Below are 16995 nucleotides of genomic sequence, written 5' to 3'. Positions count from 1 at the left end.
GGGGGGGCGGGCTCCGCCCCCCGCCCTTATCGGGCTGGCCGTGAGCCGGGCGCCGCCCCCGGGGGGCTGACAGCCGCGGGGTGGGCGTCCGCCGCCGGCCCCGGCCGGCGGCGCACGCGCACCCCATCCACCACGGAGCAGTGGGAGGAATCCACATGCCCAGGCCCGACCCCGCCGCCCTCGCCCGTCCCCACTCGCCCGTGCACGACGTGGTGGCCGCCGTCGCCCGCAGGGTGCCGGCCCGCACCGCCGTGCGCACCGGAACCGATGCGGTCACCTACCGCGAACTCGACCTGTGGGCAGGGCAGATCGCCCGCCGGCTCACCGCCGCCGGAGTGGGCCGCGGCGACCGCGTCGGCGTGCTCGTCGAACCGTCGCCCGCCCTGGTCGCCGCCGCGCTCGGCGCCCTGCGCGCGGGCGCCGCCTACGTTCCCCTCGACCCGGCGACCCCGGCCGGTGACCTGGGTGCCGCCCTGTCCGGCGTCGCGGTGCGCTGCGTCGTGACCCGGGGTGCCGACACCGGCGCGACCCGTCCGGGCGGGCCCGGTGCGGGGCGGCTGCCCACCCTGGCGGTGGAGCCGTACGCCGCTCTGCCGGCGCCGGTGCCGGGCCCGGAGCGGGAGGGCGCCGCATCCCCGGTGAGCGGGCCGGACGGGCCCGCATGCGTGGCCGTTCCCCTGCCGCGAGGGCCGGGCGCCCCCGTCGGCGTGGTCGTCACGCATGCCGAGCTGTCCGCCGCGATGACGACGCGACGTGCGCTGTGTCCGGGCACCCCGGTCCTTCTGCTGACAGAGCCCCTCGCCCACGAGGCCGCCGCGGCGGGCCTGTGGGCCACGCTCGCCGCGGGTGGCCGGCTGATCCTCGCCGGCGCGGAGCAGACGCGTGCGCCCGGAGCCCTGGCAGGGCTCGTGGAGCGCCACCGGGTGACCCAACTCCTGTGCACATCGGCCCTCTTCGAGGACCTGCTGGGAGCTGCCGGCGGGCCGGGCCTCCGGCAGCAACTGCGCACGCTGGACACGGTGACGCTGGCTGCCGGACCGCCCCCCGCGTCCCTCCTCGATCGTCACGAGGCCCTGCTCGGCCGGACCGTGGCCCTCGTGGACCTGACCCGGTCCCCCACCACCGCCCCCGCGACGGGCGCGACCGGCGCGGCCTTCGACGCGGACGCCCGCGGACGCTTCGGCCGCCCGGACGCCGTCGTCCGCTGCCTCGCCCGGCCCACCGCGCGCACCCGGTCCGGGGCCGTGCCCGCGCGCTAGTCGGAGACCCGGGGCGGTCTTGCCGATCCCCCGGATCCCCCGGATCCCCCGGATCTCCCGGATCTCCCGCCGCCGAACCGGAAGGAGCACGACGCCCATGCCCTCCGTACCTCCCGATCCCGCCCCTCCCCATCCCCTGCGCCCCCTGCGTGCCGAGGAGTTCGAGGCCTGGGCCCTGGTCGTCGCCGACAGTTACGGCGAGGACCGGACGGCGTCCCAGCTGGCCGTGGAACGGACCACGATCGAACTCGACCGCACGCTCGCCGCGTTCGACGGGGACCTGCCGGTCGGCGGCGCCGCGCTCTACACGCGGGCGCTGACGGTGCCCGGCGCGATCGTTCCCGCCGCCCGCGTGGTCTGGGTGGGCGTGGCCCCGACCCACCGGCGGCGGGGCATCCTCACCTCCCTCATGCGCCGGCAGCTGCACGACGTCCACGCGGCGGGACGGGAGCCGATCGCCGTCCTGAACGCCTCCGAGGCCCCGGTCTACGAGCGCTTCGGCTACGGGGTGGCCTCGTACCAGGCGGACTACCTGGGCGACACCCGGGCGATGGCCTTCCGCCCCGGGACCGACCTCGGCCGGGGCCGCATCCGGCTGCTGCCCCGCGAGGCGGCCCGGCCGGTCCTGGAGCAGCTCTACGACCGGGCCCGCACGCTGACCGTGGGCCGCATCGACCGGCCCGGACCCTTCTGGAACGACCGGCTCTACGACGAGGAGCACGCGCGGAACGGGGCCACGGCCCTGCGCTTCGCCGTGCACACCGAGCCCGACGGCGAGGTGAGCGGATACGCCTTCTACCGGCTGCGCGGGGGCGGCCACGAGAACCCGCACAGCGCGGTGGAGGTCGGCGAGGTGCTGACCACCACCGGGCCGGCGTACGCGGCCCTGTGGCGCTATCTCATCGACATCGACGTCCACCCGTGGGTCCGCTACCGCGGTGCGCCCGGCGAACCGCTGCTGCACCTGCTGGCCGACATGCGGTCCCTGCGCACCACCGTCTCCGACGGTCTGTGGGTACGGCTCGTCGACGTCGGCCGGGCGCTCGCGGCGCGCCGCTACGCGGCACAGGTGGACGTCGTCCTCGATGTCGAGGACCGGTTCTGCCCGTGGAACGCGGGACGGTACCGGCTGTCCGCCGACGGCGGGCAGGTCTCCTGCGTCCGTACGGCCGCTGCCGCGGATCTGCGCCTGACGGCCGCCGAACTCGCAGCCGCGTACCTGGGCGGCACCACGCTGGAGACCCTCGCCCGCGCCGGCCGCGTCACCGAGCTGCGCCCCGGCGCCTTGGCACGCTCCTCGTCGGCTTTCCGGTGCGGCCACGAGCCGTGGTACTCGGCCGAACACTGACCGCGGCCACCCACCCCGCAAGCCCCGCGGAACGAGCTCCGCGGGGCTTGCGGCGTGCCGGGCCCGGCCGGTCACGGGGTCCGCTGGTTGACCCAGCGGCGCTGCCCCGACGGCCAGGGCTCGCTGCTCGCGGGGGTGGCGAGCAGGCTCCGGAGCCGGGACAGGCGGGCCCGGAGGGACGGGTACGGCCCGGCCAGGAGCAGCGCGAGAGCCGCGGTGTCCAGGGCGGCGAGCACCCCGAAGACCGCGCCCGTACCGGCGAGGAGGGCGAAGAACACGCCGAGCGGCGGACCGGCGCTCCATACGAGAGCGGTGCCCGCCGGCGCCGCGCGCGGTGCGCAGGCCGTGGCGCAGCCGAGCAGGCAGAGCAGTCCTGCCATCGCGGGAACCGTCGGGGACGGACCCGCCCCGGCCAGGCCCGCTGCCGCGACCGCGCCGAGGCCGAGGGACACGGCCGCCCGCGTACGGGGACCGGTCGCGGCCGGCCGGTGGCCCGGGGCGGCGGCGCTGCGTGTACGGGAGCGCAGGCGCGGGCCGAGCAGGGCCGCGCCCGTCGCCGCCGCGGCGAGGACCGCCCCGACGGCGTAGCCCCCGGGCGTCCGTCCCGCCAGGAGCACGCCCGCCGGTACGGCGACGGCTGTCTGCAGCGCGCACAGCAGCCGTGTCGCGCTGCCTGCGTGCCGTCCGGTCACCGTCGCGGTCGCGGTCACCCGCCGCCCCCCACTCTCTCCGCCGTGCCGGTCAGAAGAAGGTCCGGACGAGATCGATCACGGTCTCGCCGCGGGTCACCGGGATGAGCTGCCACTTGTCGAACGCGGTGCACGGGTAGGCGAGGCCGATGCCGGCCCAGTCCCCGACGCGGACGTCGTTGCCGGGGGCCAGCCGGATGAAGGCGTGCTGGTCGTTGACTTCCCTGATCACGCAGTCGTGCAGCGGCTGCGTGGATCCGTCGTCGCGGCGGACCAGTTGCGGCTCGGGCTGCCAGGCGTCGAAGGACAGGTCGCGCTTGCCGGCCGTGACCAGGGCGAGGCCCGGTTCGGGTCGCGAGGTGACCCGGCCCCAGGCCCGCAGGGCGGGTCGCAGCCGTCCCTCGCCCGCCGCCTCCCGGGAGAACGGCGACATCCAGCGGTAGAAGCCGTCGTCGTGGGCGATGTAGCAGCCGCTGCGCAGGACCGGCAGCACGTTCAGCCCCTCGGGCCAGGGTGCGGTGAGGGCCTTGGCCACCTGGTCGAAGAAGCAGCTGCCGCCGGCCGTCACCACGACGGTGTCGGTCTCGAACAGCCGCTCCTCGTGGATGAGTTCCGTCACCTCGCGGATGCGGCGCAGGAAGCCGTCGATGACCCCGAGGCTGTTCGGGGAGGGGTCGTTGACGAGGACGCCTTCGTATCCCCCCACTCCGGCCAGCCGCAGTACCGGGCTGTCGGCGACCGCGCGGGCCGTGGCGAGGGCGTCCGCCACGGTGCGGGCGCCGGCCCGGCCGCCCGTACGGCCGATCTCGACGATCACGTCGATCGGCCGCGAGGGCGCGGGCCGCAGGGCGCTGAGGGCCTCGTGCATGCGCCGGACCACCTCGGGCGAATCGGCGAAGCAGCTGAAGCGGTAGCCGGGGTCGCGGTCCAGGTCGGAGCTGACCCAGTGCAGGGACGGGGCGTCGACGAGTTCGTTGGCGAAGAGGACGTTCGCCACGCCGAAGTGGCGGTAGACGCGCAATTGCGCGGTGTTGGCGGCGGTGATCCCCCAGGCGCCGGCGTCGAGTTGGCGTGCCCAGAGCTGCGGCGCCATGGTGGTCTTGCCGTGCGGGGCGAGCTCCACACCGCGCTCCGCGCACCATTTGGCCATGGTGGTGACGTTGTGTTCCAGGGCGTCGGCGTCGAGCGTGAGAACGGGCCCTACGAACCCGTCGTCGAAGAGGTTCAGGCCCCGGGCGGCCAGCTCGGCCACCGTGCCGCCCTCCGCGGAGACCGGCAGTCCCTTGAAGCGCCAGTCGATCACCTCGTCGCCGAGGGCCCGGAGCGCCTCCCGGTCGATGGCCTCGTGCGGTGTGGTCACCGTGATTCCTCCCGTGTTCGGTTCGGTCTTCTGTGTCCGGCCGGGCCGGCCCCGCCTGCCGACCGGCCCGGCCGCCCCCTTCGGTCAGGCGAGGATCGCCCGCAGTTCGCGTGCGAACACGGCGACGTCCTCAGGGGTGTTGTAGTGATGGGGCGCCACGCGCACGGCGTGGTCCACTCCCTCGCTACGCATGAACAGCGGCGTGTGACTGCCCTGGGCCACCCAGACGTTGACGCCGCGGGCGGCGAGTTCGTCCCGCAGGCGCGGCGCCGGCGCGTGGTCGCACACGAACGTGACGATCGAGGCGTGGTGCGTGCCGGGGTCGACGAGCCGGATGCCGGGCAGTTCCTCGACCGCCGCGCGGACGAGGTCGCGCAGCGGGCTTCCGGAGGGCTCGACGGCGCTCTCCGTGCGGCGGAGCTGGTACCGCAGGGCTGCGTCGAGCCCCATGACGGCGGCGGCCGAGCGCTCGGCGTACTCGAAGCGCCGGGAGCCCTCGGTGTGTACCTGGTAGGTCGTGCCGGAGGTCATGTCGGCGACGTGCAGATCGTGGAACGGGGGGTGCGCCCGCTCGCGCAGACGCGGTCCGATGTACGCGAAGCCGGTGCCGCGCGGCCCGCGGAGGAACTTGCGGCCCGCACCGGTGAGCAGGTCGCATCCGATGTCCCGTACGGATACGGGCAGTTGTCCCACCGACTGGCAGGCGTCGACGAGGTACAGGCACGGCCAGGGGGCCAGGAGCTGCCCGATCTCCTCGACGGGGTGGACGATGCCGCACCCCGAGGGCACGTGCGGGACCGAGACCACGGCCACGTCCTCCCGGATGGAGTTCCGCATCCACTCCACGTCCAGGTCGCCGCCCGGCAGCAGGGGCACGACCTCGATCCGTACGCCGGTGCGCCGCCTCAGCTCGGTCCACAGGATGAGGTTGCCCGCGTACTCGTACGGGGTGATCCAGATACGGTCCCGTGCCGACAGGGGCAGGGCCGTGACGGCCGAGGTCCATGCGCGGGTGGCGCTGTCGAACAGTGCGAGGTCCTCGGCCGGGGCGTCGAGCACGCGGGCCAGGCTTTCGTACACGCCCTTGTCGAGCGTGTCGGCGTGCCGCAGTTCGGTCTCGTACGCACCGTCGCGCGCCTCCCCGCGCAGACAGTCGGTCATGGCGTCCACGACGGCGTCGGGCATGAGCCCGGCGCCCGCGGTGTTGAGGTGTACGGGCATGGCGGGGCTCTCCTCGTGGTTCCCGTGCGTACGGTTCAGGAAGCCCGTGCGAGAGCGGCCGCTTCCGCGAAGGAGCCCTCGGTGCCGAGCTGTTCGGGGTCGCCGCCGGCCCGCTTCCACCTGCGGTACTTGGAGGCGTAGCTGAGCAGCGTCTCCTGGTTGCGCCGGCCGCGGGACCGGGTCAGGATGCCCGCCCACAGTCCGTCCCAGCGGGCGTAGGCGGGGTCCCGCAGCAGGACGCGGTGGGCGCGCTTCATGTTCCAGAACGGCACGCCCGTGTTGAGGTGGTGCACCAGGTGGTAGTTGTCGTGGTGGCGCCCGAGCAGGAAGCGCTCGATCGCCCAGCCGTGCCGGTTGCGCGTCATCAGGATCTGGCGCGACTCGCTCTCCGGCAGCGGGTAGTGCTCGGCGAGCTCCGACAGCCAGCCGATGGCGATGGCCGTGGTGAACAGCGGCACGAACCAGAAGAGGAGCAGTTCCAGCAGCCATCCCTGCCACGTGCACACGGCGGCGATCGCGGCCCACTGCGAGAGCATCAGCACGAGTTCGGTGCGCTGGCGGATCGGCATGGACACCGCGGCCCCGTCCGCCTTGAAGAGGATGCGGTCGCGGACGACGTACGTCACGTACTCCGCGGCCCGCAGGCCGAGGATCGCCTGGGCGATGTTGCGCAGGAAGAACGCCCGGTCGGACTGGGTGTGGTCGTAGAGGCCGACGCCGACGTGGAAGTTGTAGTCGGGGTCCTTCTCCGGATCGCCGAGGAACCGGTGGTGGAAGCCGATGTGGGAGTGCCGGTACGGGTTGTACATGTGCAGGACGAGATAGCCGGAGAACACCGTGCCCAGGGTGAGGTTGAGCCGGCCGTTGCGTGCGAGCACCTTGTGCGAGGACTCGTGCAGCAGGTTCACGAAGGCCCGCTGCGTGGACCCGATGAGGACGAGCGCGACGGGGTAGAACCAGTAGGAGACGCCCACGCTCAGCCAGACCGAGGCGGCCAGGATGAGGTAGTCGCAGAGCAGCGCCAGCGGGGCATGGTGGTTGTCCAGCGTGCACAGCTCTCGGAGCTCCTTGCGCACGGTGCGGTCGAGCCTGCTGAAGTCCAGGCTGCGGAGGTCGTTCTGTACGGAGGTCGTCACGTTTCCTCTCCAGGTGCAAAAAGGGCAGCACGGCGCGGACCGGAACAGACGGGGACGGGCCTCGTCGCGGGGTCGGTTCCGGGAGCTGGGCGGCGCGTCGCGGACCCCGGCGGACGGCGGCGGGCGGCTGGCGGCGGGCGCATGCCGATCGCGCCCGGGCCGCCCCGGCCGCCGGGGGAAGGCGACTGCGTCGTGTGGCGTCAGGCGGTGGGGCCGGCGAGGATCGCGTCCAGCAGCTTCTCGGCGCCGTAGCGGACCACGTCGGTCGCCGGCAGGCCGGTGGCCTCCTCGATGGCGGCGATCTCCTCGCGCGCGCGTTCGTCGGAGAGTCCGGCGGTGATGAGGGAGAGGCCCACGATCGGGCAGCGGCCCTCCGGCCACACCCAGCTCGCCCCCTCCGCGTGCATCTCGATCGCCCGCTCCAGCGACGGCAGCGGGTGGTCCGGCAGGTACTTGATGGCCGGCCGGCTCAGGTCGTGGCACATGATCAGGGAGTCCGCGCGGCTGCCGTGCATCAGGAACAGCGGACCGCCGGAGCCCCGCGGGTGGTTGAGCGCGCCCTGCCCCTCGACCAGGACGAGGTCGCTCCCCTCGACGGCGGCGACGACCTCCTCCTCGATGATCTTGGCGACGTAGTCGACCATGATCGCGTCGATCGACACCCCCTTGCCGGTGATCATGGTGCCGATCTGCCCGGTCGCCACGAAGGCGGGTGCCAGGCCGCGGCGCAGCGCCACCTTCTCGATCTCCAGCATGGTGGTCATCTTGCCGATACCGCAGTCCGTGCCGACCGTGAGCACCGTCCGCGATCCGGGCCGGTGCGTCTGTATCTCGAACACGGGCTTGCCGTCCTCGTGGAACTCGACGACGTAGCGCTCCTTCGGCTCCCGGCGGACGTCCCAGAGCGTGGCCCCGCTGCGCTCGGCGGCGGCACTGATCTCCTCGTCCTCGGCCAGCATGGTGTGCAGCCCGTTGATCACGTCGAGGCCCCGGCCGATCGCCTCCAGGACCGTCGGCCGCCAGTGCGGCGGCAGGATGCCGCCGGTGGGCTCGGTCCCCAGCAGGACCGCGTCCGGCTCGAAGGCCATGGCGGCCTCGATGTCCGCCACGATCGGGATCCCGGCGCCGAGGCCGCCGGTGACCACCTCTCCGGCGTCCCGGCCGGCGTTGTCGCGGTCGACCACCGCGACCACGCGGTCGGAGCGGTACCGCAGGATGCCGGTCACGGTCTTGGCCGTGCTCGGGGTGATCTCCCCGTCGGCGAGGATCGCGATGCGCTTCAGATGGTCCATGTCAATGCCCTTCGATACGAGGTGCGGTGGTGGTGTGGTCTGGCACGGGGGTGTGGTCGTGTACGGGGCTGCGGTCTTGGACGGGGGTGTTGGCTTTCGCCTGCGTACGGGCTTTCGCCTGCGTGCGGGCTTTCGCCTGCGTACGGGCTTTCGCCGGCCTGCGGGCTTTAGCCAGGTGGAGGCAGACTCCGGCGATGGCGGCCGTGCCGAGGCCCAGCCAGTACCAGTCGCCGGCGCCGTGGTGGTAGCTGGTCAGGAAGACCGCCCCGCCGAACAGCGAGCCGAGGGCCTCGCCCGAAGTCAGCGAGACGCCCTGGAGGTTGGAGGACGCGATGGGGGACACGTTGGTCAGCCGGTTGAACGCGATGCTGACCATCGGCGCGTAGAGCATCTCGGCGAAGGCGAACACCCCCATGGCAACGGCCGCACCGGCCACGGCCGGCAGGCCGACGCCCAGGAGGACGATCCCGCTGCCGAAGGCGATCACCCCGAAGGCGAGCAGGGTGTTCGGCTCCACGCCGGCCCGCAGCCTGCGGTTGGCCAGGACGGTCACCCCGGACTGGAGCAGCACGATGACGACCGGGGGGCCGCCGAGCAGCACCGCCCGGAGCATCGGAGCGTCGACCGCGAGGCTCACGTAGAGCGCGAACGCGGAGTAGAACTGCCCGTAGACGAAGGCCCCGGCCACCGTGAGCCCGATGGCGCGCGCGCACTCCGGATCGCGCAGCGCACGGAGCCGCGCCCGGGAGCCTTCGGCGGGCCGGACCGTGCTCGGCGGTCGCAGTCTGCGCGGCACCCCGACGAGGAGCGTGACCGCGGCGGCGAGGTAGGCGAGGGAGACCAGGGCGATCAGCGGCCGGTTGTCACCGGAGACGTAGAGCGCGCCCGCGATGAACGGACCCAGCGCGGCAGCTGCGTTGGTGGCCATCTGCATGATCGCGTAGACGATGTTGCGGGCCGGCTCGGCGGCGAGGTTCTCCGCGACCAGCACGCGGACGAGGACTCCGTGGACGCTGTTGCCGAAGCCGGCGAGGCACAGCGCCAGCACGACCGGTACCGGGCGGGTGGTGTAGGCCAGGGCGCCGAATCCGGCGGCCGAACAGACCATGCCGGCCGCCATCGTGACGGAGTACGGCAGTCTCGGCAGCCAGCGGCTGACGGGCAGCGAGGACAGGCCGATGCACAGGAGGAAGGCGAACATGCCGAGTCCGGCGATCGACGCGTTCCCCTTGCCGCCCTGGGTCAGCATGACCGCGAGGACCGGCATCAGGGAGAACTTGCCGAACTGGCAGAACAGGTAGTTGGCGGCGACGACGCGCCGCAGGGCCGATTCGCCCATCAGGGGCCCGGCGCCCTTGCGTTCGATCACCTCAGTCATCGCTGACCCCGTCCGTCCGCTCGTAACCGACGTGCCGGGAGAGGTCGTTCTCGCGGCTGAGGTCGCGGTCGGCGGCCGGGTGCGGCACGGGCCCGGCCGTGGCGGCGGCCTTGGCGGTGGCGGAGGCCGTGGCGGACGCGGTGCCCGTTTCCGGGGCCGGCGCAGACTCCGGGAGGCGGGTGCCCGAGGACGGGGCGTCCGACTGGGGCGCGCCGGACGGCGGGGTCACGGTGAAGACCAGCCGTGCCGCGCTCGCCACGGCCTTGGCGGCCGCCTGCGCCGGAGTGGCGCCGGTGGCGATGACGTATCCGGCGCGGTCGCCCGACCAGCGGACCGGGCCGATCCGCCGGCCGACCTCGTGCAGGACGCGGACCTCGGCCACGTCCGGGTCGGCGAGGACCTCGGCCTCCCCCGTCACCGCGGCCAGTTCTCCACACGGGGCCTCGGCGAACGCGATCGCCGAGGCCCGCAGGGCCTGCGGCGGTCCGGCCAGGGGTTCCGTCCGGTCCAGCGCCCAGGCCACGGTCAGCTCTTCCATGTCCACGCCGTACGCGAGGCGCACCAGTTCGTTGATCCGGTCGCCGCCGCGGCGGCAGTGGCCCTCGACGATCCGCGGACCGGCGGAGGTCAGCTTCACCTCCACGTGGGACGGACCGTCGGTCAGGCCGACGGCGTCCAGAAACGCCCCGACCACCTCGACGGCCTCCGTACGCACGGCCTCGTCCAGGGTGGCGGGCATGGTGTGCCCGCTCTCCACGAAGCCGTGACCGGTCGACTTGTCCGTGAGGGCGAGGACGACGTGGCGGCCGGCGAAGGTGAAGGTCTCCACACTGATCTCGGGGCCGTCGAGGTGCTCCTCCATCAGGAACGCGCTCACTCCGGTGCCCGCGAACCCCTCGGCGACCGCGTCCACCCCGTGCGGGTCCACCAGGACCACCCCGAAGCTGCCGGTCGCCGCCACCGGCTTGGCGATGAACGGGAAACCGTGCTCGGCGCCGAACGCGCGCAGGTCGTCCGCGGTCCGCCCGAGGGCGGCCGCCACCGGACTCACCCCGCGTTCGGCGAGCCTGGCGCGCATGGCCCATTTGTCGGTGACCAGCCGCGCCGTCTCGCGGTGCGGCCCGCGCAGCCCCAGCCGCTCGTTGAGCGCGGCGAGGGACAGCAGCGCGTGCTCCTGGATGCTGACCACCGCGTCGAAGGGCCGGAGTGCGTGCAGATGCGCGACGAGGTCGACGAAGGCCGGATCGGTGTAGTCGGTCAGCAGCGTCACGACCGGAGCGACGGCCTCCTCGGCCCGGACACGCTCGGGGCGCTGCGCCCACCACACCTCGGCTCCCAGCTTGACCGCCGCGTCGACCATGGTCTGCTGATCGCCGAGGACAAGTACACGAGGCTTCATGGCAAGAATGGTGACAGTGGGTTGCCTAATTTGGCAACCCCCTTTGCCGAGGTGCCGCAGGGGAAGCCCGAGGCTGCCGGTCTCAGGCCAGCGCGGCTCCGCCGTCGAGGGTGAGCACCGTGCCGGTCGCGTAGCCGTTGCCCAGGAGGTACAGGTAGGCCTCCGCGGCTTCCGCGGGGCTGCCGACCCGCCGTACGGGAAGGGCGTCGCCCTGCGCCCGGAGGAAGGCCTCCGGGTCGGGCACGCTGCTGTCCCAGAGCTCGGTGCGGATCGCACCGAGGCGGACCGCGTTGACCCGCAGCGGGGCGAGTTCCAGGGCCAGGGCGCGCGTCAGGCCCTCGACGGCCGCCGTGATGCTCGCGCCGAGCGCGGCCCCGGGGGCGGGGCGGGTGGCGAAGGCGCCGGAGGTGAAGGTGATCGAGCCGCCCGTACGGAGCTTCGGCGCCGCGTACTTCGCGGCGAGCAGGGCGCCCCAGTACCGGCGCTCGAAGAACGCCCGGGACTCCGCGGCGGTGAGGTCGGCGAGCGGCTTCAGCACCAGGGGCTCCCCCGCCGTGTAGACGAGGTGGTCGAAGGCGCCGGTCCGGTCGAAGAAGGCGGCGAGCGCGGCCTCGTCGGCTACGTCCACCCGGACCCCCTCCGCCGGACCGTCGAGCCTCTTCACGGCCAGGTCGACCCGCTCCTGGCTGCTGGAGGCGACGACCACCTCCGAGCCCTGGGCAACTGCGTTCTGTGCGACGGCGAATCCGACGCCGGAGGTACCGCCCATGACGACGACACGCCGGGTGTTTGCTGTGGTGTTCATGACCAGGACGCTACGTGTCACGGGAGAGACGATGAATGGCCTGAAGTCTCGATTCCCTGTCCGGTCGTCTCGCGGTCGGGACACTAGGGTGAGCGCATGGACATACTCAGCGACACGCTCGCGGCCCTGCGCACCGGGCGTCCGTCGGTGGTCCGTACCGACGCCCGGGCGCCGTGGGGCGTGCGTTTCCAGCCCGTCGCGGGAGCCGGGTTCCACGTCGTCGTCGAAGGGAACTGCTTCCTCCTGCCGGTCGCCGGCGATCCGATCGCCCTGGGCCCCGGCGACGTCGTGTTCCTGCGGCGCGGCACCGGCCACGCCATCTGTGACGCGGCCCCCGGCGAACCGGTCGCCTTCGAGCCCTCCCGCGTCGACACCTCCTCGCCGATCGGGCGGTTCGCCGTCGAGGGCGACGGCGCCCGCAGCGTGCTGGTGTGCGGGGCCTACCACCTCGACATCGACCGGCCGCATCCGCTGCTCGGCGATCTCCCGGAGGTCATCCACCTCCCGGCCGGCCCCGGCCGCGATCCGGCGCTGCGCTCGGCGGTCGACCAGCTCTGCGCCGAGATCCACCGGCCTCAGCCGGGTTCGGACTCGGTGGTGGCGGCGCTCGTCGATCTGCTGCTCCTCTACATCCTGCGGTCCTGGTACGCCGAGTTGACCGGGGAGCGGACGCAGGGCTGGGCCTCGGCGCTGAACGACCCGTTGATCGCCCCGGCGCTGAAAGCGATCCACGAGGATCCGGCGCATCCGTGGACCGTCGAATCGCTGGGGAGCCGGTCCGGGCTGTCGCGGGCCGCGTTCGCCCGGCGGTTCACCTCGGTGGTCGGTGAGCCGCCGCTGGGCTACCTGACGACGTGGCGGATGGCCCGCGCGGCGCGGATGCTGCGCGAGACGGGCGACCCGCTGGGCGCCGTGGCCCAGAAGGCCGGCTACACCTCGGAGTTCGCCTTCGCGAAAGCCTTCAAGCGCCACTTCGGCACCCCGCCCGGGGCGTACCGGCGGGAGCGGCGGCCGGCATCGGGGGCGGCGTCGGCGTCTGCCGGGCAGGGCCCGAAGGGGACCACCTAGGGCGGTGCCGCGCTGCCTCCGGGCCGTCGCGCGGTGTTTCCGGGCCGCCCCTGGGTGCGGTGAGCCACCCGGCGACCGCGCTCAGCGCAGCTCCGGGTGACGCCGGGCTCGATGCCTCCCCACGCCCCGGAGGCGGCACGACCATGGGGCCCCCTCCTCCCGCGCGAGCTTCGCATACGCGAGCGTGCGCACCTTGTCGCTGGCGGCCGGGTCCCAACGAGCCGGGGCTCGTGCTCCGATGCCGGAGATCGGGGGCTTCGGGGAGGCGGCACCAACGCCCGGAGTGCGGCCCGGCAGACCGTCCGGGGATTCCGCTCCCCCGCGCCGGACCGGGCTGCCACGGCGGCCACCTACGCCCCGCACAAGGGTTGGCGCGACTGATCTACCCGCACCGGTAGGCATCTTGATGAACTGTCAGGGATGGGCAGACCTGCGGGCGTTTGGGTGGACGTCGGCTGAGCTCGGCCCGTACATGGTGGTTGATTCCGGGCCGTGGACGGCTCTTGACGGTACTTGGGCGTTGTGCGAATCTCTCGACAGGTCTGGACCAATTGTCTTCATCGGGTGGGGGCCCGAGCTGCCGACGTCTCCGGCGATCCTCGGATTTCCGGCGGTCCGGACCACTCACGGCCATCGGCCGGTCCCCGGGGGAGGGCCGGACGTCCCATGGTGGCCGGCGCCGTCACCGAACCCGTTCGCCGCAGCCTGCCGTCGACCTCTGAAGTCCTCACGTGCGGTTTTCCGCGCCCAACGACGCGTCCGCACGTTGACACGTGCCGCTCCTCCCTTCCGCCCTGCTCCGACGTCCTAAGTGAGCCCCGATGTCCGAAGTACTCCCCCTGCCCGACCGCACACCGGCCTCGCCGGCCCAGCAGGGCGTATGGCTGACCGACCGACTGGGACTGGCCCGCGAGGCGTTCCACATGCCGGTGCGGATCTCCTTCGACCGGATCGACACGGCTGCGCTGACCCGCGCGGTGACCGCGGTGACCGGGCGCCACCCGGCCCTGGGCGCACGCCTGGTGGAGCGCGACGGGCTGGTCTGGCAGGAGCAGGCGGCGCGGCAGCCCGAACTGGTGCAGCTCGAAGCACCGGCGGACGAGGCCGACTTGGAGAAGCTGCTGGACGAGGAGGCGGCTCGCCCGTTCGCCCTGGAGACGGGACCGCTCAGCCGCTTCACCCTGCACCGGCGTGCCGACGGCAGCGCCGAGCTGCTGATCACCGCGCACCACGCGGTCTTCGACGGCAACTCCAAGGACGTCCTGACCCGGGACCTCGCAGCCGCGTACGGATCGGCGCTCCGGCCCGCGCCCACTTCCGCGGACCCGGCCGCGCGAGCCGCACCGGCCGCCCCGGTCGTACCGGCCGCCCCGATCGCCCCGGTCACCCCGCCCGCGGATCCCGGGGTCGTACGGAGGGCCGCCGAGTGGTACGGGCCGCGGTGGGCCGCCGCCACCGACCCGGTCCTGCCGGGCGCGCCGCGCACCCCGACGGTCGCCGGGGCCGGTGAGGCGGTCGAGTGGCGTCTCGACGGCGCGGCGGCGCAGGAGTTGGCCGCTTCGGCCGCCCTCGCCGGCACGACGGTCTTCGAGTTCCTGCTCGCGGCCCTGCACGGGCTGCTGCGCCGTTACGGCGGCGAGGCGGTCCCCGTGTCCGTGCCGCTCTCCACCCGGACGCCGGAACTCGCCGATGAAATAGGGCTGTTCGTCAACGAACTGCCCGTCCACGCGCCCGGAGCCGGCACCTCGGAGACCTTCGCCGCATTCGCCACCGCCGTCCGGGCCGAGCTGCGGGCCGGATACCCGTACCGCTGTGTGCCCTTCGGCAGCGCCGTCGCCGGGCTGGGCCCCCGCGTCGGCCTGACCGCGGTCTCGCTCGGGTACCGCCGGCGCGGCCCGGACCCGGACTTCGCCGGCACCGGTGCCCGGATCGGCTGGGCCGTGCACAACCGCACCGCCCGCAACACCCTCCACCTCCAGGTCGTCGAAGCCCCCGCCCGCCCCGACGCCCCGGGCAGCGGACTCGACTTCAGCCTCCAGTTCGACCCGGCCGTGCTCGCCCCGGACACCGCCCGCCGGATCGCCGCCCACTACGGGACCCTGCTCGCGGGAGCGGTCGCCGCACCCCATGCCCGGCTGCTGGACCTGCCGCTGCTGGACGCCGCCGAACTGCGGGCCGTCACCACCGCGCCGAACGCCACCGACCGGCCCTACCCGGCCGACCGGACCGTGCTCGACCTGGTCCGCGCCCAGGCCGCCGCCACCCCCGGCGCGATCGCCGTCAGCGCAGCCGGCCGCCACCTCGCCTACCGCGAACTACTTCTCCGTACCGACGAGTTGACCGCAGCGCTGCGCGGCGCCGGGGTTCGGCCCGGTGATCTCGTCGCCCTGCACCTGGACCGCACCGCGGACCTGCCCGCCGCCCTGCTCGCCGTCCTCGCCACCGGTGCGGCGTACCTGCCGCTGGACCCCGGCTATCCGGCCGAGCGCCTGGCCCTGGTCTTGCGCGATTCCGGCGCCGTCCTGGTGCTCGCCGACCACGAGCCCGCGCCCGAGGTGGCCGCGGCCGCCCCCGCGGTCCTACGGATCCCCGCGCCGTCGGCGCAGCATCCGGCCGAGCCCGCCTCCGGCGATGCGAGGCCCGCCGCCGGCCCGGACGACGTGGCGTACGTCCTCTACACCTCCGGTTCCACGGGCCGCCCCAAGGGCGTCTCCGTCGGCCACCGGGCCCTGGTCAACCTGCTCAGTTCCTTCGCCGACCTGCTCGGCTCCGGTCCGCAGCACGCCTGGCTCGGCCTGACCTCGCTCTCGTTCGACATCTCCGCGCTGGAGCTCTACCTGCCGCTGATCACCGGCGGCCGCCTGGTCCTGGCCCCGGACGGCCTCGCCGTCGACGGTCCCGGGCTGCTCTCCCTGATCGGCTCCGAGGGCGTCACCCACGTCCAGGCCACCCCTTCGGGTTGGCGGGTGATGCTCACGGCGGGGAGCGGCGGCTCCGAGGCCCTCACCGCCGTCACCGGCCTGGCCGGCGGAGAGGCGCTGCCGCTGCCGCTCGCCCGCGAACTGCGGGCGCGCACCGCCCGGCTGTTCAACGTGTACGGGCCCACCGAGACCACCATCTGGTCCACCTGTGCCGAGGTCCCCGCCGGTCCGGAGCAGGTCAGGATCGGCCGTCCGATCGCCAACACCCAGACCTATGTGGTCGACGAGCAGCTGAACCCGACCCCGCTCGGCATCCCCGGAGAGCTGCTGATCGGCGGGGACGGCGTCGCGCACGGCTACCTCGGCCGCCCCGAACTCACCGCCGAGCGCTTCGTGCAGAGCCCGTTCGGCCCGCCCGGAGCCCGGCTCTACCGGACCGGGGACCGCGTCGTCCGGACGTCCGACGGAGAACTCGAGTTCCTCGGCCGGATCGACGACCAGGTCAAGATCCGCGGCCACCGCATCGAACTCGGCGAGATCGAGTCCGCCCTGCTGGAGCACCCGGCCCTCGCCCAGGCCGCCGTCGCCGTCCACACCGAGGAGGACGGCGAGCCCTTCCTGGCCGGCTACCTGATCCCGGCCCCCGGCTGCCCGGCGCCCTCCCCCGCCGACCTGCGCGCCCACCTGATGCGGACGCTGCCGGCCGCGATGGCGCCGCAGCGCTGGCTCACGCTGGAGCGCCTGCCGCTGACCCCGAACGGCAAACTGGACCGGCGGGCCCTGCCGGTGCCACCCCGCGAGACCGCGGCGGCACAAGGCGGCGCGGCTCCCGCCGGCTCCGCGGACGCCGGCGACGCCGACACCGACGACGCGACGACCGGAACGGTCCGCCGGATCTGGGCCGAGGTGCTCAACCTGCCCGACGTCGGCCCCGAGGACGACCTGTTCGACCTCGGCGGGCATTCGCTGACGGTCATCCAGATCGCCTCCCGGATCCGCGACGCGCTCGGTGTGGAGCTGGACTTCGACGTCTTCTTCGACGTCCCGACCCCGGCCGGCATCGCCGCCGCCGTCCGCGAACGCCAGTAGACCCACTCCTTCCGGACGACCCTGCCGGGC

At 73.9% G+C, this 16995-nt stretch carries 12 protein-coding genes; 4 read left to right on the top strand and 8 right to left on the bottom strand.

Going from position 1 to position 16995, the window contains the following annotated elements:
• The first annotated feature begins 155 nt into the window (after nucleotides 1-155).
• Together ACIA8F_RS09415 and ACIA8F_RS09410 are read left to right on the top strand one after the other, a co-directional pair.
• On the top strand, nucleotides 156-1259 hold the full coding sequence (locus ACIA8F_RS09415; protein ID WP_399377661.1) for an AMP-binding protein: 1104 nt from the start codon (nucleotides 156-158) through the stop codon (nucleotides 1257-1259).
• A gap of 97 nt (nucleotides 1260-1356) precedes the next feature.
• Nucleotides 1357-2607, top strand: a complete 1251-nt coding sequence (locus tag ACIA8F_RS09410; protein ID WP_399377660.1) for a GNAT family N-acetyltransferase — start codon at nucleotides 1357-1359, stop codon at nucleotides 2605-2607.
• 71 nt (nucleotides 2608-2678) lie between these two features.
• On the opposite strand, the gene ACIA8F_RS09405 is transcribed toward ACIA8F_RS09410, so the two are convergent.
• The 8 genes from ACIA8F_RS09405 to ACIA8F_RS09370 form a co-directional block, all read right to left on the bottom strand.
• Nucleotides 2679-3317, bottom strand: coding sequence for a hypothetical protein (locus ACIA8F_RS09405; RefSeq protein ID WP_399377659.1), 639 nt, complete (start codon nucleotides 3315-3317; stop codon nucleotides 2679-2681).
• A 31-nt stretch (nucleotides 3318-3348) separates the two neighbouring features.
• The gene (locus ACIA8F_RS09400) at nucleotides 3349-4656 is read right to left on the bottom strand and encodes an amino acid deaminase (RefSeq protein WP_399377658.1); all 1308 of its coding nucleotides are present in this window, start codon (nucleotides 4654-4656) and stop codon (nucleotides 3349-3351) included.
• Nucleotides 4657-4740: 84 nt separating this feature from the next.
• Entirely contained in the window at nucleotides 4741-5877 is a 1137-nt protein-coding gene (locus ACIA8F_RS09395) for an aminotransferase class V-fold PLP-dependent enzyme (RefSeq protein WP_399377657.1), read from the bottom strand.
• A gap of 35 nt (nucleotides 5878-5912) precedes the next feature.
• Nucleotides 5913-7013 carry a fatty acid desaturase gene (locus ACIA8F_RS09390; RefSeq protein ID WP_399377656.1) on the bottom strand — a complete coding sequence of 367 codons (1101 nt, stop codon included), beginning with the start codon at nucleotides 7011-7013 and terminating at the stop codon, nucleotides 5913-5915.
• Between the two features lie 200 nt (nucleotides 7014-7213).
• Nucleotides 7214-8305: a DUF1611 domain-containing protein gene (locus tag ACIA8F_RS09385; protein ID WP_399377655.1), complete on the bottom strand. Its 1092-nt coding sequence runs from the start codon at nucleotides 8303-8305 to the stop codon at nucleotides 7214-7216.
• Between the two features lies 1 nt (nucleotide 8306).
• On the bottom strand, nucleotides 8307-9683 hold the full coding sequence (locus ACIA8F_RS09380; RefSeq protein WP_399377654.1) for an MFS transporter: 1377 nt from the start codon (nucleotides 9681-9683) through the stop codon (nucleotides 8307-8309).
• The gene (locus ACIA8F_RS09375) at nucleotides 9676-11082 is read right to left on the bottom strand and encodes an ATP-grasp domain-containing protein (RefSeq protein WP_399377653.1); all 1407 of its coding nucleotides are present in this window, start codon (nucleotides 11080-11082) and stop codon (nucleotides 9676-9678) included. The genes ACIA8F_RS09380 and ACIA8F_RS09375 overlap by 8 nt, the downstream gene beginning before the upstream one ends.
• 82 nt (nucleotides 11083-11164) lie before the next feature.
• On the bottom strand, nucleotides 11165-11887 hold the full coding sequence (locus ACIA8F_RS09370; protein WP_399377652.1) for an SDR family oxidoreductase: 723 nt from the start codon (nucleotides 11885-11887) through the stop codon (nucleotides 11165-11167).
• A 96-nt stretch (nucleotides 11888-11983) separates the two neighbouring features.
• On the opposite strand from ACIA8F_RS09370, the gene ACIA8F_RS09365 reads away from it, so the two are divergent.
• Entirely contained in the window at nucleotides 11984-12955 is a 972-nt protein-coding gene (locus tag ACIA8F_RS09365) for an AraC family transcriptional regulator (RefSeq protein WP_399377651.1), read from the top strand.
• A gap of 821 nt (nucleotides 12956-13776) precedes the next feature.
• Nucleotides 13777-16965 (top strand): amino acid adenylation domain-containing protein, encoded by a 3189-nt coding sequence (locus ACIA8F_RS09360; RefSeq protein WP_399377650.1) that lies wholly within the window; start codon nucleotides 13777-13779, stop codon nucleotides 16963-16965.
• Nucleotides 16966-16995 lie beyond the last annotated feature (30 nt).

Origin of the sequence: Streptomyces sp. NPDC051563 (assembly GCF_044454225.1) — a bacterium.
GTDB lineage: Bacteria > Actinomycetota > Actinomycetes > Streptomycetales > Streptomycetaceae > Streptomyces.
This window is presented reverse-complemented; position numbering and strand designations above follow the sequence as displayed.